The organism is Neisseria arctica, assembly GCF_022870905.1.
GTDB lineage: Bacteria > Pseudomonadota > Gammaproteobacteria > Burkholderiales > Neisseriaceae > Neisseria > Neisseria arctica.
Genome location: NZ_CP091510.1, coordinates 1544177 through 1564322, shown reverse-complemented (window position 1 = coordinate 1564322; position 20146 = coordinate 1544177). Strand labels below are relative to the sequence as shown.

19 protein-coding genes are annotated in these 20146 nt (G+C 46.2%); 10 read left to right on the top strand and 9 right to left on the bottom strand.

Translation table 11 applies throughout. The annotated features are described in order from the left end of the window. The first annotated feature begins 187 nt into the window (after positions 1-187). The gene (locus tag LVJ86_RS07205) at positions 188-1606 is read left to right on the top strand and encodes a leucyl aminopeptidase (RefSeq protein ID WP_047761484.1); all 1419 of its coding nucleotides are present in this window, start codon (positions 188-190) and stop codon (positions 1604-1606) included. 190 nt (positions 1607-1796) lie between these two features. Here LVJ86_RS07205 and LVJ86_RS07200 read toward each other — a convergent pair whose 3' ends face one another. Further along, entirely contained in the window at positions 1797-2276 is a 480-nt protein-coding gene (locus LVJ86_RS07200) for an FKBP-type peptidyl-prolyl cis-trans isomerase (protein ID WP_047761485.1), read from the bottom strand. Between the two features lie 474 nt (positions 2277-2750). On the opposite strand from LVJ86_RS07200, the gene LVJ86_RS07195 reads away from it, so the two are divergent. From LVJ86_RS07195 to LVJ86_RS07170, 6 genes are all read left to right on the top strand, one after another. Next, complete coding sequence (locus tag LVJ86_RS07195) at positions 2751-3041, top strand: hypothetical protein (protein WP_047761486.1); 291 nt, start codon at positions 2751-2753, stop codon at positions 3039-3041. A 272-nt stretch (positions 3042-3313) separates the two neighbouring features. After that, entirely contained in the window at positions 3314-3601 is a 288-nt protein-coding gene (gene ppnP / locus LVJ86_RS07190) for a pyrimidine/purine nucleoside phosphorylase (RefSeq protein WP_047761487.1), read from the top strand. A 131-nt stretch (positions 3602-3732) separates the two neighbouring features. Continuing rightward, complete coding sequence (locus tag LVJ86_RS07185; protein WP_047761488.1) at positions 3733-5106, top strand: FAD-binding oxidoreductase; 1374 nt, start codon at positions 3733-3735, stop codon at positions 5104-5106. Between the two features lie 377 nt (positions 5107-5483). Continuing rightward, positions 5484-7766 carry a formate C-acetyltransferase gene (gene pflB, locus LVJ86_RS07180; RefSeq protein WP_047761489.1) on the top strand — a complete coding sequence of 761 codons (2283 nt, stop codon included), beginning with the start codon at positions 5484-5486 and terminating at the stop codon, positions 7764-7766. Between the two features lie 194 nt (positions 7767-7960). Continuing rightward, entirely contained in the window at positions 7961-8767 is an 807-nt protein-coding gene (gene pflA / locus LVJ86_RS07175; RefSeq protein ID WP_047761490.1) for a pyruvate formate lyase 1-activating protein, read from the top strand. A gap of 177 nt (positions 8768-8944) precedes the next feature. Further along, positions 8945-9841 carry a pirin family protein gene (locus LVJ86_RS07170; protein ID WP_047761491.1) on the top strand — a complete coding sequence of 299 codons (897 nt, stop codon included), beginning with the start codon at positions 8945-8947 and terminating at the stop codon, positions 9839-9841. 298 nt (positions 9842-10139) lie between these two features. On the opposite strand, the gene LVJ86_RS07165 is transcribed toward LVJ86_RS07170, so the two are convergent. The 8 genes from LVJ86_RS07165 to LVJ86_RS07130 form a co-directional block, all read right to left on the bottom strand. After that, positions 10140-11090, bottom strand: a complete 951-nt coding sequence (locus LVJ86_RS07165) for an SPFH domain-containing protein (RefSeq protein WP_152667066.1) — start codon at positions 11088-11090, stop codon at positions 10140-10142. 24 nt (positions 11091-11114) lie between these two features. After that, on the bottom strand, positions 11115-11540 hold the full coding sequence (locus LVJ86_RS07160; protein WP_047761493.1) for an NfeD family protein: 426 nt from the start codon (positions 11538-11540) through the stop codon (positions 11115-11117). A 333-nt stretch (positions 11541-11873) separates the two neighbouring features. Further along, positions 11874-12623, bottom strand: coding sequence for a 23S rRNA (guanosine(2251)-2'-O)-methyltransferase RlmB (gene rlmB, locus LVJ86_RS07155; RefSeq protein ID WP_047761494.1), 750 nt, complete (start codon positions 12621-12623; stop codon positions 11874-11876). A gap of 152 nt (positions 12624-12775) precedes the next feature. Next, positions 12776-13537 (bottom strand): peptidyl-prolyl cis-trans isomerase, encoded by a 762-nt coding sequence (locus tag LVJ86_RS07150; RefSeq protein ID WP_047761495.1) that lies wholly within the window; start codon positions 13535-13537, stop codon positions 12776-12778. A gap of 82 nt (positions 13538-13619) precedes the next feature. Next, on the bottom strand, positions 13620-14495 hold the full coding sequence (locus tag LVJ86_RS07145; RefSeq protein ID WP_047761496.1) for a peptidylprolyl isomerase: 876 nt from the start codon (positions 14493-14495) through the stop codon (positions 13620-13622). Positions 14496-14518: 23 nt separating this feature from the next. Beyond that, positions 14519-14794 (bottom strand): BolA family protein, encoded by a 276-nt coding sequence (locus LVJ86_RS07140; RefSeq protein WP_047761497.1) that lies wholly within the window; start codon positions 14792-14794, stop codon positions 14519-14521. A 5-nt stretch (positions 14795-14799) separates the two neighbouring features. Continuing rightward, entirely contained in the window at positions 14800-15090 is a 291-nt protein-coding gene (locus tag LVJ86_RS07135; RefSeq protein ID WP_047761498.1) for a YciI family protein, read from the bottom strand. A gap of 2 nt (positions 15091-15092) precedes the next feature. Then, complete coding sequence (locus tag LVJ86_RS07130; protein WP_047761499.1) at positions 15093-15626, bottom strand: septation protein A; 534 nt, start codon at positions 15624-15626, stop codon at positions 15093-15095. A 305-nt stretch (positions 15627-15931) separates the two neighbouring features. Here LVJ86_RS07130 and LVJ86_RS07125 point away from each other — a divergent pair, with 305 nt between their 5' ends. The 3 genes from LVJ86_RS07125 (at position 15932) to LVJ86_RS07115 (ending at position 20075) form a co-directional block, all read left to right on the top strand. Next, positions 15932-18265, top strand: a complete 2334-nt coding sequence (locus LVJ86_RS07125; protein WP_047761500.1) for a motility hub landmark protein FimV — start codon at positions 15932-15934, stop codon at positions 18263-18265. A 339-nt stretch (positions 18266-18604) separates the two neighbouring features. Beyond that, positions 18605-19435 carry a tRNA pseudouridine(38-40) synthase TruA gene (gene truA / locus LVJ86_RS07120; RefSeq protein ID WP_047761501.1) on the top strand — a complete coding sequence of 277 codons (831 nt, stop codon included), beginning with the start codon at positions 18605-18607 and terminating at the stop codon, positions 19433-19435. Further along, the gene (locus LVJ86_RS07115; RefSeq protein WP_414629262.1) at positions 19371-20075 is read left to right on the top strand and encodes a phosphoribosylanthranilate isomerase; all 705 of its coding nucleotides are present in this window, start codon (positions 19371-19373) and stop codon (positions 20073-20075) included. Before truA ends, LVJ86_RS07115 begins: the two co-directional genes overlap by 65 nt. Positions 20076-20146 lie beyond the last annotated feature (71 nt).

Below are 20146 nucleotides of genomic sequence, written 5' to 3'. Positions count from 1 at the left end.
CGGCGATAGTGCAAGGTTCTGACCGTGTTCGGGTAAGATGCGCCGTATCAGTATCGTTTATGCAGGCTTTCAGGCGGCCTGTCGAATAGGGTACAATCAACCACAGCCGTTTTCCTGTTTCAGACGGCTTTTCCGTTTTGCGGAGCCTTTGTCTGAACATACCGTGGATTTGATTAGGAGATTAAGCGTGGAATTTAGCACAAAAGTTGAAAAATTGCAGCCGCAACAAACAGGCGCGTTGTTATATGTGTGCAGTGATGCTTGCCCGTGTGCCCAATCCGGCAGCAATGAAACCGCTAAAGCACTTTGTGCTTCTTTAGAAGAGGGACAGGTTTTTGCCGAGGCCAAATTGCCTGCGGGTGAAGGTTTTCAGTCGCTGGCAGTGGTGCGCTTGAAAGATGAAGAGCGGGCTACTTTGGATAAAGCCGCAGCCGAAGCTGCTGCGTGGGCGCAAAAGCAGCATGAGGTACATGTGGATGTGGGGGCATTTGATGAAGTGGAGGCTCCGCGCGTAGCCGAAGCTTTTGCGGTGGCATTAGGCATGGCGGTTTACCGTTTTGACCGTTATAAAAAAGAAGCTAAACCGGCAAAATTGGAAAAAACCGTGTTTTATCATGGTAGCGAAGATTTAAGCGGTGCAGTTGCCGTAGCGGAAGCTCAAGTTTACGGTATGCGTATTGCTAAAGACCTCGGAAATGCAGCACCGAACGAATGTACTCCCGAGTTTTTGGCTGCAACAGCAAAACAAGAAGCGACCAAGCTGGGAGCGGGTGTAAAAATCCGTAAAAAAGACTTTATCAAAGAACATATGGGTGCGTTTTGGGCGGTAGCGAAAGGCAGCCGTCAAAAACCTTATCTGATTGAACTGAGTTACCATGGTGCCGCTGATAAAGATGAAGCCCCTGTGGTTCTGGTGGGTAAGGGTATCACGTTTGACAGCGGCGGTATCTCGCTCAAGCCCGGCTTGAATATGGATGAGATGAAATTTGATATGTGCGGTGCGGCAAGCGTAATCGGTACATTTTGTGCCGCCGTCAAATTAAAGCTGCCGATTAACTTGGTGGCGGTTGTGCCCACTTGTGAAAATATGCCATCGGGCGGCGCCAACAAACCGGGCGATGTGGTTAAAACTATGAAGGGCCTAACGGTAGAGGTGTTGAATACAGATGCCGAAGGTCGTTTGATTTTGTGTGACGCACTCACTTATGTAGAGCGTTTCAAACCGCGTGCCGTGATTGATGTCGCTACCTTAACAGGGGCATGTATTGTGGCATTGGGGCATGATGTCAGCGGTTTGATGGGTAATAATCAGGAGTTGGTCGACAGTTTGTTGGCGGCCTCGTTGGAGGTGAATGATAAGGCTTGGCAGTTGCCGTTGTTTGACACCTATAAAGAGCAGTTGAAATCACCCTTTGCGGATCTGGCGAATATCGGCAGCCCCGGAGCGGGTACGATTACGGCAGCTACGTTCTTATCTTACTTTACCGAAGATTATCCGTGGGCTCATTTGGATATTGCCGGTACGGCTTGGAAATCAGGTAAGGAAAAAGGCGCAACGGGCCGCCCCGTGCCTTTATTGCTGAATTACTTGCAAAACCTTGCATAATTTATTTTGATCATAACAGGCCGTCTGAAAATACAGATGGCTTGTTTACTTATGATTTATGTTAAAAAAGTAATGAAATATTCGGATTTTTATTATCGTTGAAATATTCTTTTTTATAACATGTGCGGTTAAAAATGCCGTCTGAAAAAGTTTCAGACGGCATTGGTATTTTTAAGATAGGGGCAAATGCTTAGTGGTGGTGTCCGTGCGGACCGTGTACATGACCGTGCTCAATTTCTTCGGCTGTCGCATCACGCACGCTGTCAACAGTTGCTTTAAAGCGGATTTTCATCCCTGCCAGCGGATGGTTGCCATCTACTACGGCTTTGCCATTGGCAATATCGGTTACACGGTAAACAAACACATCGCCGGTTTCGGGATCATCTGCCTCAAACATCATGCCGACTTCCACCTCTACGGGGAATACGCTTAAGTCTTCGATGCGAACCAATTCGGGATCCTGTTCGCCGAAGGCGTCATCGGGAGAAAGTACGACATCGACTACATCGCCGACATCTTTACCATGGAGTGCTTCTTCAACCAACGGGAAAATACCGTCGTAACCGCCGTGCAGATAGGCAATCGGTTGTTCGGTTTTATCAATGAGCTGGTCGTTGGCATCAAACATTTCATAGTGCAGGGTAACGGCTGAGTTTTTTGCAATAGCCATGAGGTATCCTCTCGGAGTAGGTGAATAACATACTAATTGTAGCATACGAAATCTATATAAAAGGTTTCTTTGCGGGTATGTAAAGCGGTGCCGGTGTCAAAAGAAATACCCATGAAAATTTTTGTATGTTGCTTTTTCGCAACTTTTGTAAAAAAGATAACAAAAGAAACAGAACCTTTGCAAAATTATCAATTCTTTTAAAAATTAATATAACTAATTGAAAAAATAGATTAAAAAAAGAGTTTGGGCAGTTGTTTCGAATAAAAGGGGTGATTTTATGTGAACTTATGCCGTCTGAAGGCACACTAAAAGAAACACAACCTACGGCAACCTCAATCAGCATGATTGCGTTGGCGTGGGGCGTGCGGCATAATTGCTGAAAATTCAGTCATGGATTTGTAATATGGCCGTGCAATACTGACCGGCCAAATTTTAGTTATCTTTAAAATTGATCAATAAAGAAGGTTAATAGAAATGAAAAAATCATTGTTTGCTGCTGCCCTGATGTCTTTGGTATTGGCTGCTTGTGGCGATAGCGCTACTAAAGCTACCGAAGCTGCTGCTTCTGCTGCTTCTGCCGCTACCGAGGCTGCTGCTTCTGCCGCTTCTGCTGCTACCGAGGCCGCTTCTGCTGCTACTGAAGCTGCTGCTTCTGCTGCTACTGAAGCCGCTTCTGCTGCTGATACAGCCGCTTCTGCTGCTGCTTCTGCTGTTGAAGCTGCTGCTTCTGCTGCTACCGAAGCTGCTTCTGCTGCTACTAAATAATCTATCCGAATATAGATTGCAAAGCAGGATACTTCTAGTATCCTGCTTTTGTTTTGCCTGCTATATGTAAAAGGCGTGGGCAAAATATGTGAATGAGAGTGGTTTTAGGTAAGGTTTGAATCTGCCTATCCCGCTTTTATTATGATAGTAGACAAGTAAAATAGATATTTGTTGGTAAAAATAGGGTTTCAGATATCGGATAAAGGTATTTAATAAACATATTGGCAAAATAGTAGATATCGTAACTTTTGGAGAAAAATAGAGAGAAAATTATGTTGAAGATCAATCAGTATTTCAACGGTAGAGTTGCTTCTATCGGACTGCAAACCGAAACCTTACCGGCAACGGTCGGAGTGATGGAGGCGGGAGAATATGAGTTCGGTACCGACGATTTTGAAACAATGACAGTAATCAGCGGTGCTTTAACAGTTAAATTGTCCGGTTCGGATGAATGGCAAATATTTTCTGCGGGGGAAAGTTTTACCGTTGATGCAAACAGCAAATTTCAGCTGAAAGTAGCGGTAGATACTGCTTATTTCTGTACTTACGGTAAATTGTAAATATCCTCCATAATATGGATTCCAGACGGTAAAGATATGGTAAATGAATATAAACAAACATAATGCTTTAATATTCTTTTGATTACTTTTAATTGATGCCGTCTGAAAACTTTGATTTAGGGAAATGACAAATGTCGCTTAAGCAAAAGCTGCAACAAATTTTATCTTCTGCCGAATTGCCTGAAGATACGGAAGCTTGGTTAACTGATCAGCGTCGTCGTTATACGGGACGGGTAGATGCGGTGGTACAGCCTGCCAGTGTAGAAGGTGTACAGGCACTGATGCGCTTTTGTTATGAAAACCGTATTCCGGTTACGCCACAAGGGGGCAATACCGGTTTGTGCGGGGCGGCAGTTCCGGATGGCGGGGTATTGTTGAATTTAAGCAAACTCAACCGAATCCGTCAGGTTAATTTGTCCGACAATGCCATAACGGTAGATGCAGGTGCCGTGCTTCAGAGTGTTCAGCAGGCCGCCGCCGCCGCCGGACGTTTATTCCCTTTGAGCTTGGCTAGTGAGGGTTCTTGTCAAATCGGCGGTAACATTGCTTGTAATGCAGGTGGTTTGAATGTATTACGTTACGGCAGTATGCGTGATTTGGTGTTGGGATTGGAGGTGGTACTGCCCGGCGGTACGCTGATATCGCATTTACAGCCGTTACACAAAAATACTACGGGTTATGACCTGCGCCATTTGTTTATCGGCAGCGAAGGAACGCTCGGCATTATTACGGGAGCGACTCTGAAATTGTTTGCACAGCCGCAAACTGTCGAAACCGCTTGGGTAGGCGTAGAAAATATTGACAGAGCCGTTGAATTGCTAACTTTGATTCAAGGACGTTTTGCCGAACGCTTGTGCAGTTTTGAGTTGGTCAGCCGATTTGCGTTATCTCTGTCTGCCGAATTCAGCCGAACCCGCTCACCCGTGGATGCCGAGTGGCATATTTTGTTGGAATTAACCGATTCTGTGCCGCGAGATGACTTGGGTAGTTTGCTGGCTGAGTTTTTATATGAGCAGGGTTTTGAAAATGCCGCTTTGGCGAAGTCACAATCAGAGCGGGCCGATTGGTGGAAATTGCGTGAAAATATTTCAGCGTCACAGCGTAACTTGGGTGCCAGTATCAAACATGATATTGCCGTACCGATTGCACGCGTAGCCGAGTTTGTAAACGGTTGTGGGCCTGCCTTGGAAAAGGTGTTTACCGGTATCCGCATTGTCGTATTCGGGCATTTGGGTGACGGCAGCCTGCATTACAATACTTTCCTGCCTGACGTATTAAGTAATGAAGTATATGCTTATGAAGATGCGGTAAATGCTATTGTGTATGAAAACGTATTGGCCTGCGAGGGAACCATTGCTGCCGAGCACGGTATCGGTCAGGTGAAAAACCATTGGTTGCCGCGTGTTCGTACCGATGCGGAAATTGCTTTGATGCGTACGGTAAAGGCGGCATTGGATCCGCATAACTTGCTTAATCCGGGCAAATTATTACCGCCGAAAATGTAATCACTATTTTACTGCCGCAGATTGAAAATATATCCGATTAGAATGGTGAGCGGAGTGCTCTGTTGGGGGGTTAAAAAGGCCGTCTGAAATTTTTCAGACGGCCTTTTTACGTTTGGAACCAAAGCAGATGGGTTGGTATACGGGGAAACTTTTGAAATATGTTAACGCGCGTAATTTATTTATTTTACGCTTGTAGAAAAGTGATTGCCAGCATTAGGAACGCTTGTTTTTTAGACTACATTTTGTTTCATGATGTAAGTCAATAAAGTAATTTTATTTCGTTTTTATGTATTAACCGTGCCATATTGTGGTGCTATGCTAAATACTCAGAAAATTATTTATCTTGTTGGTTTGAATTGTTAAATAGGAGTTAAAGCATGAGTGCGACCACACAAACACGCCCTGCCGCTTGGACAGGTTTTAAATCGGGAAGCTGGGAGGCGGGCATTGATGTGCGCGACTTCATTCAGCAAAACTACACGCCTTACGAAGGCGGGGCGGAGTTTTTACAGCCGGCTACTGAAGCAACGAAAAAGTTGTGGCATGAAGTGATGGAATGTATCAAGGTCGAAAACCGTACCCATGCACCTTATAAAATCGATTCACAAATTGTGGCCGGTATCAACAGCCATGAAGCGGGTTATATTAATAAAGATTTGGAGGCCGTAGTCGGATTACAAACCGATGAACCGCTCAAACGTGCCATCATGCCTTACGGCGGTTTGAAAATGGTGATGGACTCTTGCCGTATTTATAACAGCCCTCTGAATCCGGAAGTGGAAAAAGCATTTACCGAATACCGTAAAACCCATAATCAGGGCGTATTTGACGTTTACACCCCCGATATCCGCCGCTGCCGTAAATCGGGTGTGCTAACCGGCTTGCCTGATGCTTACGGACGCGGACGGATTATCGGTGATTACCGTCGTGTGGCTCTTTACGGTATCGACCGCTTGATGGCCGATAAAGCGGCTCAGTTTGATTCTTTGCAGGCAGATTTGGAAGCGGGCAATGATTTGGAAGAGGTAATCCGCCGCCGCGAAGAAATCAGTGAGCAATACCGTGCGCTCGGTCAGATGAAAGAGATGGCGGCACGCTATGGTTTTGATATTTCCGGCCCTGCTCAAAATGCCCGCGAGGCGGTTCAGTGGACTTATTTTGCCTATCTGGCTGCCGTAAAATCACAAAACGGCGCAGCGATGTCGTTCGGGCGTGTTTCCTCGTTTTTGGATATTTATATCGAGCGTGATTTGCAAAACGGCACGTTGACCGAATTGCAGGCTCAAGAACTAATTGACCATTTGGTTATGAAACTGCGTATGGTACGCTTTTTGCGTACGCCAGAATATGACGAGCTGTTTTCAGGCGACCCGATTTGGGCCACTGAATCCATCGGCGGTATGGGATTGGATGGTCGGACATTGGTAACTAAAAACAGCTTCCGCTTCCTGCATACGCTTTACAACATGGGAGCGTCGCCCGAACCAAACATTACCGTATTGTGGTCGGAGCGGCTGCCTGAGCAGTTCAAGTGCTACTGTGCCAAGGTATCGATTGATACTTCGTCTATCCAATACGAAAACGATGATTTGATGCGTCCGGATTTCGATAGTGATGATTATGCGATTGCCTGCTGCGTCAGCCCGATGGTGGTGGGTAAACACATGCAGTTTTTCGGAGCGCGTGCCAATCTGGCTAAAACCATGCTTTATGCGATTAACGGCGGCGTAGACGAAAAATCAAAAGAACAAGTCGGCCCCAAAGCCGAGCCGATTCTCGATGAAGTACTGGATTACGATACCGTATTGAACCGCATGGATAATTTCATGGATTGGCTGGCTACCCAATATGTTACCGCCCTGAATATCATTCATTATATGCACGACAAATATGCTTACGAGGCTGTACTGATGGCGCTGCATGATCGTGATGTGAAGCGTACGATGGCATGCGGTATTGCCGGTTTGTCGGTAGCGGCGGATTCGCTGTCGGCGATTAAATACGCCAAAGTGCGCCCGATTCGTGATGAAAACAATATTGCCGTTGATTTTGAGATTGAGGGAGAATATCCGCAATTCGGCAATAACGATGATCGGGTCGATAGCATTGCTTGCGATTTGGTAGAGCGGTTTATGAAAAAAGTGGCCAACCATAAAATGTATCGCAATGCCCTCCCCACCCAATCCGTGCTGACCATCACTTCCAACGTGGTATACGGTAAAAAAACCGGTAATACACCCGATGGCCGCCGCGCCGGTGCGCCGTTTGGCCCGGGGGCGAATCCGATGCACGGGCGTGATGTCAATGGTGCGGTGGCTTCGCTCAGCTCTGTAGCCAAACTGCCGTTTGAGTTTGCCAAAGATGGTATTTCCTATACTTTCTCGATTGTGCCGGGCGCATTGGGTAAAGACGGCGAATCCCGCGAGAAAAACTTGGCCGGTTTGATGGATGGTTATTTCCATCATGAAGAAGGTATTGAAGGCGGACAGCATTTGAATGTGAACGTACTCAATCGTGAAATGCTGCTTGAAGCTATGAACGATCCAGAGTTGTATCCGCAGTTGACTATCCGTGTTTCGGGATATGCCGTGCGTTTTAACTCGCTCACAAAAGAGCAGCAACAAGACGTCATCACCCGTACCTTTACGGCCAGTATGTAAAACACTGTAGCCGATCTCTGAAGATGCAAGTGCCGGAGTATTTCCGGCACTTTTCATGCGGATGGCAAATAAATAGTCAGGGCAGTCAATATGTTTACTTTGGTTTTCAGACGGCCTGTAAGTATGATTTTTAAAAATGTTCTGCTTTAGGGTATGACAGGCCGTCTGAAGAAATAATCACAAATATTCGAAAAATGAAAAATATACCGATTATCCGCTCAAAAGTAGCGGTATCCCAAGCCGGAAGCCGCCATTACCAAGGCAAAGGCATCGTGCACTCTATCGAAAGTTGCGGAACGGTAGACGGCCCTGGTTTGCGCTTTGTTTTATTTATGCAAGGTTGTCTGATGCGTTGCCTTTATTGTCACAACCGTGATACTTGGGACATGCATACCGATAAGGCTTTGGAATTAAGCGTAGAAGAGGTGATGAAGCAGGTACTCTCTTACCGCCATTATTTGAAAGCAACGGGCGGCGGTGTAACGGCAACAGGCGGCGAACCGTTGCTGCAATACGAATTTATCCGCAATTGGTTTAAAGCCTGCCGCACTCATGATATCCACACCTGCTTGGATACCAACGGCTATGCTTTGCATTATGACAATATATTGGAAGAGCTGCTGGATAATACCGATTTGGTCATGCTCGACTTGAAACAGATAGATCCGGAAATCCACAAGACATTAGTCGGTATAGCCAATACCAAAACTTTGAATTTCGCCCGTTATTTGGCGGAACGCAATCAAGCGGTAAGGGTACGTTTTGTGATTGTGCCGGGTTATACCGACGACGAAAGGTCGGCTCATCTGTTAGGTGAGTTCATCGGCGATATGGGTAATATCGATACGGTGGAATTGTTGCCGTATCACGAATTGGGCGCACATAAGTGGGCATTATGCGGCGATACTTACAAGCTCGAAGGTATACACCCGCCTGCGCGGGAAACCGTATTGGGAATTAAAGAAATTTTAGAGGGATACGGAAAAAAAATTATTTACTGAATGCCGTCTGAAATATCAGCCGGTAAGTTTTCAAACGGCCTGTACGTAAAAAACACTGTGGTGAAGCTATCTGTTAGGTTTACCTGAAAGCCATTATACTGAATGACAAGCAGGATTTGAAAAGATAGCAAACATAGCTAAATAACGAGTCGATATAGCTAATCAAAAGGAAGATTCATGCAGGTAGACAAAGTCAGCGCGCGGTTGAAAGATGTAGGCGGCATACCGGTTGCACGCCTGATACCGCAAAGTGGCCGCCGCACAATTGGCGCATGGTGTTTTTTAGATCATGCAGGGCCTGCCGTATTCGGCCCGGGTTCAGATGGTATGCAGGTTGGCGCTCATCCGCATACTAACCTGCAAACTTTTACTTGGATGATTCAGGGGGAAATGTGGCATCAAGATAGTTTGGGATACAAGCAATTAATCTGTCCCGGCCAAGTTAATCTGATGACTGCCGGTACCGGTGATGCCCGAGGTATCAGTCATACCGAGCAAACTCCTGAGGGTATAAAACATCTGCATGCCGTACAGCTTTGGATTGCGCTACCATTGAATCAAGAAATCGAACCTTCGTTTGAGCATTATCCCAAATTACCCGCATGGACGGAAAACGGGGCGGATTATACCTTAACCACAGGCAGTTACGGTGGCCATACCGCTCCTACGCGGCAATACAGCCCGCTGCTTGGATTGGATATACGCTTAAAAGCAGGTGGTGAAAATGTTGTAGCATTAAATTCCGGTTGGGAATACGGTGTTTTGATCATCTCTGGCAGCTTGCAGGTTGCTGGGCAGGTATTTGTCGAAAATGAATTGGCCTTTATCGAGCTTAACGGCGCGTCAAGCCTTCTGCTGCATGCGGAAACTGATTGCCATGTGATGCTTTTGGGTGGCGAACCGTTGCCGTATCCTACGCTAATTTGGTGGAATTTTGTTGCCGACAGCAGGGAATCTTTGTGCCTTGCAGTAGAAGATTGGAACCAAGGTCATTCGCGTTTCGGCCATATTGATTTAGCAGGTACGGGGTTAAAACGGCTGCCTGCGCCTTCCGTACCGGCTAAATTACGCTGAGCCTTTCCGATAAGCTAAGCGTGTTTATACAATGATATGCCTGCGTTTGGTAATAGGTGATGGTTTATTGTTTGCTGCCGAAGGTATTAAAAATACTGCTGGATGGTTGAGCAATATTTTATGAGCTTTCGGGGCTGATAATATTTTGATAACACGTTTGCCAGTTCTTCAAATAAGATTACCGGGTATATCGGCAAATACTTACTTTAGGCCTGTAGTTGGACTCAGAAAAAATATGCCGTCTGAAAAAGCATTTCAGACGGCATATTTTTAGGTAAGTTTATTGGGTATTCGTATTTTATTTGGCGGTATTTTTATTGCCTTCGACAATCTTCAATCCTGCGGAAACCAATGAACCGATATCAGCTACATTAGCAGGCATAATCAGGGTATTGTTGGTTTTCGCCAGTTTGCTGAAGGCTTCTACATATTGTTCGGCTACCTTCAGGTTTACTGCCTCACTACCCCCTTCGGTTTGAAGTGCTTGCGCTACCGCGCGGATAGCGTCGGCATTGGCTTCGGCCACCAAACGCAAGGCTTGCGCCTCACCTTCGGCACGGTTGATTTGGGCTTCTTTTTCACCACGTGAAGCATTGATGGCAGCTTGCATTTCACCTTCGGACTGTTGGATTTCGGCTTCCCGTTGACCGCTGGCCAAATTGATTTGCTCAATCTTACGGCCTTCGGATTCGGCGATTCGGGCGCGTTTTTCGCGTTCGGCTGTGATCTGCGCCTGCATAGCGCGCAAGATTTCTTGGGGTGGAACTAAATCTTTGATTTCATATCGTAAAACTTTTACGCCCCACGATATGGCAGCTTCATCTAAAGCGGAAACAACGATACTGTTGATTTCGTCGCGTTCCTCAAAAGTTTTATCCAACTCCATACGGCCGATCACCGAACGCAGGGTGGTTTGAGCCAATTGCGTAATCGCCATAATGTAGTTGCTAGAGCCATACGAAGCCAGCTTGGGGTCGGTTACTTGAAAATAGATAATACCGTCAACGGTTAGTTGGGTGTTGTCACGGGTAATGCAGACTTGGCTGGGAACATCCAACGGAATTTCCTTCAACGTATGCTTGTAGGCAATGCGATCGATGAAAGGAATAAGGATATTCAAACCCGGCTTCAGTACTTTGTAAAAACGGCCTAAGCGTTCGACTACATAAGCTTCTTGTTGTGGTACAACGGTAAAGGCCTTGAAGCCGAAAATAATCACGGCCATCAAGATAAGAATGGGGAAGCTGATAAATTCCATGAGTTCTCCTGAAAATTAATGTGTTGGGTGAAGTTGGATTAAAAGAATATTACCGTTTTTACCTGTAATGGTGCCGGTTTGGGCTGCGGAGACAGTATGTTCGTTAACAGCCTCTGCCTGCCACTGAGTGCCCCGATAAAAAACTTCATAGCGGTTGGTATGCAAATGGCGCAGAATTCGTACGGTTTGGCCGACATCCAAATCACTGCGGGCGGTTTCGATTTCGGGAGAGCGACGCTTTCGGCGTATCCAGCCGCGGACCCACCAAATACCGATACCCGATAAAATTGCTGCGGTTAGTACGCTGATAGATGTATTGGCAAATAAAAGTTCGGCCAAACCTGCGCCGAAAAGGGCAGCGCTGACAACTAACAAATAGATCGTTCCGACAAATAATTCAAAAATTAAAATCAGAGCGGCGGCAATAAACCACGTGAGCATGAGCATATCCTTCAGACGGGGTATAACGGTTTCAGTCAGGGCATTGCAAATAACGTATAAACACCAATAGGCAGTTATTTTTATTTGTATGCAATATTGTGATTTTTTTGATATTTACAAGATGATAACAGAAGATACCGGTGGAGGTGTCAATTTTCTGACAGTTTCCGGCCACTATTGCTTGAGGTGTGGCAAACAGGAACCTCAGAAAAATATGACTGAAAAAGGAACGGATAATTAGGGTTTTATAACAAAGGAGCCGTCTGAATAGTTTTCAGACGGCATGAACATTTAGCTGTATTACCTTAAAATATCAGGTATCTCGGAATCAATTCAATTTTCTGATTTTAAGGTACGCTGACGGCGTGTTTCGCTGAGTACCATGCCGGCAGATACGGATACATTCATACTTTCTACCGTACCGAACATCGGGATGGAAACCAGCATATCACAGTGTTCGCGAGTGAGGCGGCGCATACCTTCTCCTTCGTTTCCCATCACCCAAGCGGTACTTGCGGGTAAATCGCAGTGAAATAAGTCTGCATCGCCGCCCATATCGGTGCCAATAATCCAAATTCCGTACTCTTTTAGTTCACGTAAGGTACGAGCCAGATTGGTTACGGTAATATAAGGTACGGTTTCGGCGGCGCCGCAAGCTACTTTGCTAACCGTTGCGTTGAGTCCCGCACTCTTGTCTTTCGGTGCGATAACTGCATGTACGCCCATGGCATCTGCGGTGCGTAAGCACGCCCCCAGATTATGGGGATCAGTGATGCCGTCTAATACCAGCAGAAGGGGCGGTTCGCTGAGATTTTCCAATACGTCTTCCAAATGAACATGGTTTTTTGAGGCATCAATAAAGCCCGCCACACCTTGGTGGCGTGCTCCTTTGGTCAAGTTGTCGAGTCTGGCTTGATCTACAAAATGGATACGTACGTTTTCACCGGCCGCTTTTTCAAGAACTTCGCGTGTACGGGCATCGTTTTTGCCTTCTTGAATGTAGAGTTCGGTAATGCTTTTGGAATTTTGCCACAGGCGGGCGTTAACGGCATGAAAACCGTATATTAATCTTTGGTTGGACATATCGGATATTTGAGAATGATTTCAGACGGCATTATACAGCGTTATTGTAAGTAGGGCGTATTTATCCCTGTTTTCGCCGAAGTATTTGAAAGAAAAACCTCTGTAGGTAATACAGAGGTTCTTTATACATGCTGAGTTTAAGCGGTATCGCTTTATTTCAAACCATTTGCATTCAGTATGGAAGTAATCTTTTCTTGTACGCGCTGCCGTTTTACTTGCTGCTCGATTTGTTGCTTGGCTTCGGCATACGGAGGAGCATTCGGGTTGCGTTCGTCTGCCGATACTTTTAATAAATAGTATTTCCCGTTAAACATAAGCGGATCACGGCTGACTTCTCCGCGGGTCATCTGTGCAACTTTTTGGCCGATTTCTGGTGCTAACTGTTGTGGCGAAACAAAGTCTTTGAAGTCTTGCTCCGGATTGGGATAACGTTGCATCAGCTGTTCGAAACTCAGACCTTTCAAAAGCAGCGCTTGCGCTTCACGGGCTTGTGCTTCGCTATCGAAGTGAACTTGCTGGATTTGTACCATTCGGGTTTGTTCTTGGTAGGCACGATAGATATCTGCTTCACTTACTTCGGTGCTTCGTTCCAAGTGTGCGATATATTGGTTGGCATAAAATTCAGCCTCTAGGTTTTTCAATTGATTTTGTATGTCGGCATCTTTATCCAAACCGATTTTAATGGCTTCATTTTTTAGGATTTCAAAACTTTGCAGCTGCTTGATTACATTTTCACGGATAAGTTTGCCGTCTTGCTGTTGGGCTGCTTTGGGATTATTTTCAACCTGCTTCAAAACCTGATTGACCATACTGTCAATGCGTCCGCTGTCAATTTGGGGAGCTTGAGCGGCTAGGGCGACGCCTGCAAGTACCAATGCCAATGCGCCGGATAGAGCGGAATGTTTTAATTTCATATTGATTTCCGTTGGTTATTATATGTTGTACTGAAAAGTGTTCGGCCGCCTTTCATTTTCATGAGGGCGGCTTTTGTCGGTATTATTTGGCCGGCTTGACATCCGCTTTTCCGTAAAGGGCTTGTATGGCCTGATCAATACGGGCTGCCTGTAAATCACGCCCTAAAGATTCTTTTACCTCATCAAGGGAGGGGATTTTCGCGGCACGCTTGTCGTTTACGTAGAAAATAGCGTAAAGGCCGTCTTGGCTTTGCATAACATCGGTATAGCTGCCTTTGCGCAAATCTTTAACGGCATTGTAAACAACAGGTGCGCCTTGTTCCAAATCTTTCAAGTTGAGATAACCCGAGCTGATGCCGCCGGTTTGTTTGGCTTGCGGGTCCGCACTGTATTGGCCGGCTACGGTTTTAAAGCTTTTTTTGTTTTTCAGTTCGCCAAGGGCTTTTTGGATAACAGTATTGTCACGGTTTATGATCTCGCCTAATTGTATTTCGGAAGAGCCTTTGTAAAAGTTGCTGAAATCATTATAGGCTGTTTTTACATCGGCTTCGGTAACCGGATTGCTGCGTACGATATGTGCAACGTAGGCTTGGCTAAGCAGATCATTTTCATAAGCTGCCCATTCTTGTTTGAAATTCGGCTTCTTGTCTGCCCCTTGTTCCTTCGCCGCAGCACGCGCTTGTTCGATAGCTTGTTTGTATTCGGTACTCTCGTGCAGCTTCAAGCGCTTGGCTTCTTGACCGATGATGATACCTGTAATTTGGCGACGGGTCAGGTTGTCGCGTAATTGGGGGGAATCTTGGATTTGGCCGTTGCTTTGGCTTTGCAGCATTTTTACTTGTGCATCGATATCTTTACTGTCGATTTTAGTACCGTTTACGGTTACCAAAGTTTGTGCAGCCAGGCTGCCGGAAAGGGCTACCAATACCAACATGGAAGTGAGCTTGATTGTTTTCATCGTGTAATCTTTCGGAAAATGGATTATGAATTGAAATATTCTTCAGGTGTTAATGCTTTTATGCTTAAAGCATGAATCAGGCCGTCTGAAAAAAGGTCTTGCAGGGGCGCATTGACCATACGCTGCCGGTTGATGCGGGAAATGCCGGTAAATTCTTCGCTGACCACCAAAATCGAGTAATGCCCGCCGCCACGGTTACCCGCATGGCCGGCATGAAGATGGCTGTCGTCATGAAATTCGAATACCAACGGTTTTAAAACCTGAAGGCGATTTTCGATATTCGATTGCATAGTTTTCATCGGCTTTATTTAAACACTGCTTTGAAAGGTTTGATCAGGATTTCGTCATATACGCCGGCATCCACATAAGGGTCTTGCTCTGCCCAGCTTTGCGCATCATCTAAAGATGCAAAGCTTGCGATAATCAGGCTGCCTGACACGCGCTCGGGGTTATCCGGTAGAGGAGTCGGGCCGGCAGTAAGCAGGCGGCCTTCCGCTTTCAAAGCCTCTAGGCGTTGGAGATGTGCCGGGCGGGCGGCTGCGCGAGCCTCATGGGTATCATTGGCATCCGTAGCCAGCAGCATATAATATTCCATAGTTATTTCTCCTGCGGTAAGTGGCGGCTGAGGTAGATACCTTGGCCGAGAAAGAAAACAAGCATTAGGGCGGTTGACCCGATAAATTTGTAATAAGCCCAAACTTCTTCGCTAAAGGTATAGGCAACGATCAAGTTTATTACACCCATTATAAATAAAAAGGTCAGCCAGGCGTAGGTAAGCTTCTGCCAGACACTATCGGATAAAGAGAGTTCTTTGCCCATTAATGCTTTGAGTCCGTTTTTACCCAGCAGATGGCTTGAGGCCAATGCCAACATGCCGAACCAAAATAGTAAAGTCGGTTTCCACATGATGAAGCGCGGGTTTTTGAATATGATGGTGGCGCCGCCGAATACGACGATAAGAATCAAGCTGACCCATTGCATGGTATCGAGCTTTTTATATTTCATCCAAGTGAAGGCCGCCTGTAAAACGCCTATGACAACGGCAACGGCTGTGGCCCAAATAATGTTTTTAGTAAGAATGTATGTCGTGAAAAAGAGGATGACGGCGATAAAATCGCTAAGTATTTTCATAACGGATAGCAGTGTGTGGTATATAAAAGATTTCAGTATAAATGATTATCATACGGAAGAACGTAAGATTTTACATCATTGCCGACATATTTGTATGTTGCGAAATAATTAGTTTAACTTTAATTTTCAGTGGAAATTATTGTGAAACGGCGGTATTCCGTGGTTATAAAGCTGCAACGTACAAAATGTTTTTACATAAATTAGCACCGCCGCTTTGCAGAGAAACTGATTCGCATATATCATGTAGGCTGTGCTGAAATTATAGCAGCCGTAAGATATGCTGCAATCAACAGGGGATCTAAGTTTTGAAGAATAATACCAAGCTCAAGCTTATTGCCGCATCTGTGGCATTGATGACATCATTCGGTTCGTTTGCAGGATTGGGCGGTTTGAATGTCCAATCAAATTTGGGTGAGCCCTTCTCGGGTACGGTGACGGTAACCGGAGAAGAAGCACGCATCTTGCTCAACGGCGGAAAAGTGAACCTTTCAGACAACCGTTTGGGCAGTAGTGTGCGTAAATCGGGTGATAATGCTGTTGTCAGCATTCGTTCAAAATCAGCCGTACAAGATCCTGTATTGGTGTTTCAATTAGGAGTAGGAACACAATCACGCCAATATACGGCAATTATCGATCCTCCGGGTTATGGTTCGAATAACGGCGGTCGCTCGGTATCTCCGTTTGATCCTAAAGCCGCCCGAGACCGCGTTGCGGCTGTCGTCGGCGGAAGCAATATCTCGGACGGTAAAAAAACGGCACCGTCTCAAGCCGCTGCTCATTCCACAGATAAAAAGATTAAAACCGCAAAAAATACGGAACATACTCAGACCCGAACAGAGCCTCGTCGAGCTATGTCGGGAAATTATACTGTTCGTCAAGGCGAAACACTTACTGGAATTGCTGCCCGAGTGCGCCCGAACGGTATGACTACATACCAAACCGTTCAAGCTTTGGTTACAGCTAACCCCAATTTATTTACAAACGGCAATGCCGATCAAATTTGGCCGGGTAATGTATTAAATATTCCTTCCGCCGCACAGTTACGCCGTTTGGCGCAGCAGCCCGCAGCTATGCCGTCTGAAACGCCGGCTGTAACTACAACGCCTGCAACAACCGCACAAGCAGCTTCTGAAGCCGCTACGGATATGGCTTCTGCCGCAGCAAGTATGCCTGTGGTTACTCAGGCTGATACAGCTGCTTCCGCGCCTGTATCTATGGCATCGGATATGCCTGCTTCTGATGTGGCTGTGGCCGCAGCTTCTTCTGAAACTGCTGTTTCGGAGCCTATGGCTTCTTCAGAGGCTAAACCTGCAGAAGCATCGGCAATGCCGGCAGTTGATGATACGGCTTCGGGTTCTTGGTGGCGTTGGCTATTATTGGCTGGCGCAGGTGCTTTGGCACTGTGGCTGGTGGGCAAATCTCTCGGCAATCGTAAAAAGGCAGTTGTTGCCACTCCGAATGCGGAGGATGGTACATTTGATGTTGAAGAGACAACTCCGGTCGAAGTCGCGGTAAAAGAAGAAAGAGCTTCGGCAGATGAGGGTATTCGTACTCATCAGCCTATTGTCCGTCCCAGCAATACGGCGCCCCTGACCCGTGCCGAAGCTGCTGCTACGTTGACTGCAGCTAAAGCAGCTTCCGGCAAGCAATCCAAGGCTAAAGCAGAGGATGAGCTAAGTGTAGAAGATGATTTTGAAGATGACATCTTCTTTACGGAAGTCACTGAAACCGAAGTACCTAAAGCGGATAATTTCCGTTTGGACTTAGGCAATATCGACAGCCAGCAAAGTGGTATTGTTTCGGGCGCGGTTACTTTGGATGAGGAAACTCAAAAACGCAAAAATGCCGATTGGGATCGAATTGAATCAACCGAAAGCGTATATGAACCTGAAGATAGCAGCTTCAATCATATTGCGGAGTTGACTGACGCCCCAAGCGACTTGGCCGAAAACGTATCATTTGCTGAAGAGTTTGCATCGGTAGAATCTGTGGCAGAAACCACTATGCCGGCTATGTCTGCAGTAGAGCCTGTGGTAGAAGCCACTGTGCCGGCCATGCCTGTGGTAGAGCCTGTGGCAGAAACCACTGTGCAGGTCGCACCCAAAGCAGAACCTTTGGAGTGGACAGTCGACGAACCCGAAGTGCCGGAGTTCGTGGAGTCTGAGAAAAAGCATGAAACAGAAGAGCTGCCGGCACTTGAATTTGATGCGCCGATATCGGAACCTGTAGTAGAGGCAGCCGTACCGGTTGGAGAAGCTGTTGAGTGGCCGTCTAAGATGGAGACAGCCGAAGCTGTGGTTGCAGAGGGTGAGATTGCGGTTCAGGATGCCGATGATTGGTTGAAGGATATTCCGGCTGAATCTGTTGCGGATTCCACTATCGAATGGGATGATAGTATCCATTTTGATGAGAGTTCGATTACTTCGACGGCTGCCAATGTTTCGGAGGAAGGTAACGGATTCTTGTCTGAATCTGTAGGGATGACCGCTCCGTTAGAGGCCAAATACGAATTGGCTAAGATGTATATCGAAATTGGCGACCCCGATGCAGCACGAGATACGTTGATGGAGTTGATGGAAGAGTCTGACGGTAATATCCTCAGTAAAGCGGAGGCTTTGCTGAAAGAGTTGGGTAATTAAAACTCTCGTATGAGCAGCCCGGGCAATTAGGCCCGGGCTGTTTTGTTTCGGAAAAATGATTCGGTGATTGAGTAAGTATGAATTGCCAACTTTTTTATTTTACTCAAAATTCATTTTAGGGCGTAATTAGAGCATCGGAATGCTTGGATAATTTAAAGCGGTTTATTTTTCAATGAATATTCAAACGATATTTCATTCGCTCTAAACTGTAGTTTACATAAATAACGGTTTTGATATTCACTTAATATCGATATATTGTTTAGAAAATAAATCTGGCTTTCAGACGGCATTGAAAGGCGCTTATTGCTATAATAATTTATTTTTACAGAATCAAACGCGATGCCGTCTGAATTATTAAACCACACAGAATCCGCACTGCAGCGTTGGGCTTTAACTTTGTCATATGATGGCAGCCATTTTTACGGTTGGCAAAAGCAAGCTGAAGGCATTAATACCGTGCAGGCTGCATTAGAATATGCACTTGGTCGAATTGCTAATGAGCCTATTTCGACAATTGCCGCTGGTCGTACGGATACGGGTGTGCATGCTACTGCACAAGTGGTACATTTTGATACCTCTGCTATGAGGGGGGAGCAGGCTTGGATTCGCGGTGTGAATGCGCATTTGCCCGAAGGGGTTGCGGTGTGGAAGGCTCGGCAGGTTGATGCACGGTTTCATGCACGTTTTGATGCTTGCGGAAGGCGTTATCGTTATATATTGAACTCTTCGCCTGTTCGCCCGCCATTATTGGCGGGAAGGGTGGGGTGGACGCATTTGCCTTTGAACATGGCTTTAATGCAGCGTGCAGCAGATTTATTGGTAGGAGAGCATGATTTTTCCAGTTTTCGTGCGGCAGAATGCCAAGCCAAATCACCGGTGAAAACATTATATGACGTGGCTTTAAGGGGCACGGACAGGTTTATGACTCTTGATTTGCATGGCAATGCGTTTTTGCACCATATGGTTCGTAATATTGTCGGCGCATTAGTCTACGTTGGTTGCGGACGTCTAAGCGTAGAGGGTTTTGCTGAGTTGCTTGCCGAAAAAAGCCGCCTGAAAGCACCTCCTACATTTATGCCGGACGGCCTTTATCTGACCGGAGTGGATTATCCAAAACAATGGGGCGTTGAAACACCGCCCTTACCCGATTGGTTGTGGGGCGAAAAGTAACCGGAACAACACGGAAAAATTTATGAATCAGGTTCGTACTAAAATCTGTGGCATTACCAGCCCAGAAGATGCATATATGGTTGCGGAGGCGGGAGCCGATGCGATAGGGTTGGTATTCTATGAAAAAAGCAAACGCTTTGTAGATATTGCAACTGCTCAAACGGTAGTACGCGCATTACCGCCGTTTGTCAGTGTGGTGGCTTTATTTGTTAACGCAAGCCAAGTGCGGATTCAGGAGGTATTGGCGGCAGTACCGATAGATGTGCTTCAGTTCCACGGCGATGAAACTGCGGATTTTTGCCGTAGTTTCGGGCGGCCCTACCTGAAAGCGGTGCGTGTACGTAATACGCAGGATATTCTAGATGCCGCCCAGGCGTATCCTGATGCGCGCGGTATTTTGTTTGATGCCCATATTGAGGGTGAGTATGGCGGTACGGGTTTGAGTTTTGATTGGCAGTTGCTGCCCGAAAAAATTAACCATCATTGGATTTTATCGGGCGGCTTATCACCGGAGAATGTGACTCAAGCCGTTAAGTTGACCGGGGCGCTGGCAGTAGATGTTTCAAGTGGTGTGGAACTTGTACCAGGCATTAAATCCAAAGAGAAAGTAAGGGCGTTTATTGCTAATGCGCAATTATAGCGTATTAAAAATTAATGAGAATTTTTGTTATTGATTGGGATAGACAGCTAAAAGTTTTAGCGGTGGTCCGA

Coding starts and splice junctions, on each gene's coding strand:
- LVJ86_RS07200 (WP_047761485.1), bottom strand. CDS start 2,276: ATGGCTATTGCAAAAAACTCAGCCGTTACCCTGCACTATGAAATGTTT.
- LVJ86_RS07195 (WP_047761486.1), top strand. CDS start 2,751: ATGAAAAAATCATTGTTTGCTGCTGCCCTGATGTCTTTGGTATTGGCT.
- ppnP (WP_047761487.1), top strand. CDS start 3,314: ATGTTGAAGATCAATCAGTATTTCAACGGTAGAGTTGCTTCTATCGGA.
- LVJ86_RS07185 (WP_047761488.1), top strand. CDS start 3,733: ATGTCGCTTAAGCAAAAGCTGCAACAAATTTTATCTTCTGCCGAATTG.
- pflB (WP_047761489.1), top strand. CDS start 5,484: ATGAGTGCGACCACACAAACACGCCCTGCCGCTTGGACAGGTTTTAAA.
- pflA (WP_047761490.1), top strand. CDS start 7,961: ATGAAAAATATACCGATTATCCGCTCAAAAGTAGCGGTATCCCAAGCC.
- LVJ86_RS07170 (WP_047761491.1), top strand. CDS start 8,945: ATGCAGGTAGACAAAGTCAGCGCGCGGTTGAAAGATGTAGGCGGCATA.
- LVJ86_RS07160 (WP_047761493.1), bottom strand. CDS start 11,540: ATGCTCACGTGGTTTATTGCCGCCGCTCTGATTTTAATTTTTGAATTA.
- rlmB (WP_047761494.1), bottom strand. CDS start 12,623: ATGTCCAACCAAAGATTAATATACGGTTTTCATGCCGTTAACGCCCGC.
- LVJ86_RS07150 (WP_047761495.1), bottom strand. CDS start 13,537: ATGAAATTAAAACATTCCGCTCTATCCGGCGCATTGGCATTGGTACTT.
- LVJ86_RS07145 (WP_047761496.1), bottom strand. CDS start 14,495: ATGAAAACAATCAAGCTCACTTCCATGTTGGTATTGGTAGCCCTTTCC.
- LVJ86_RS07140 (WP_047761497.1), bottom strand. CDS start 14,794: ATGAAAACTATGCAATCGAATATCGAAAATCGCCTTCAGGTTTTAAAA.
- LVJ86_RS07135 (WP_047761498.1), bottom strand. CDS start 15,090: ATGGAATATTATATGCTGCTGGCTACGGATGCCAATGATACCCATGAG.
- LVJ86_RS07130 (WP_047761499.1), bottom strand. CDS start 15,626: ATGAAAATACTTAGCGATTTTATCGCCGTCATCCTCTTTTTCACGACA.
- truA (WP_047761501.1), top strand. CDS start 18,605: ATGCCGTCTGAATTATTAAACCACACAGAATCCGCACTGCAGCGTTGG.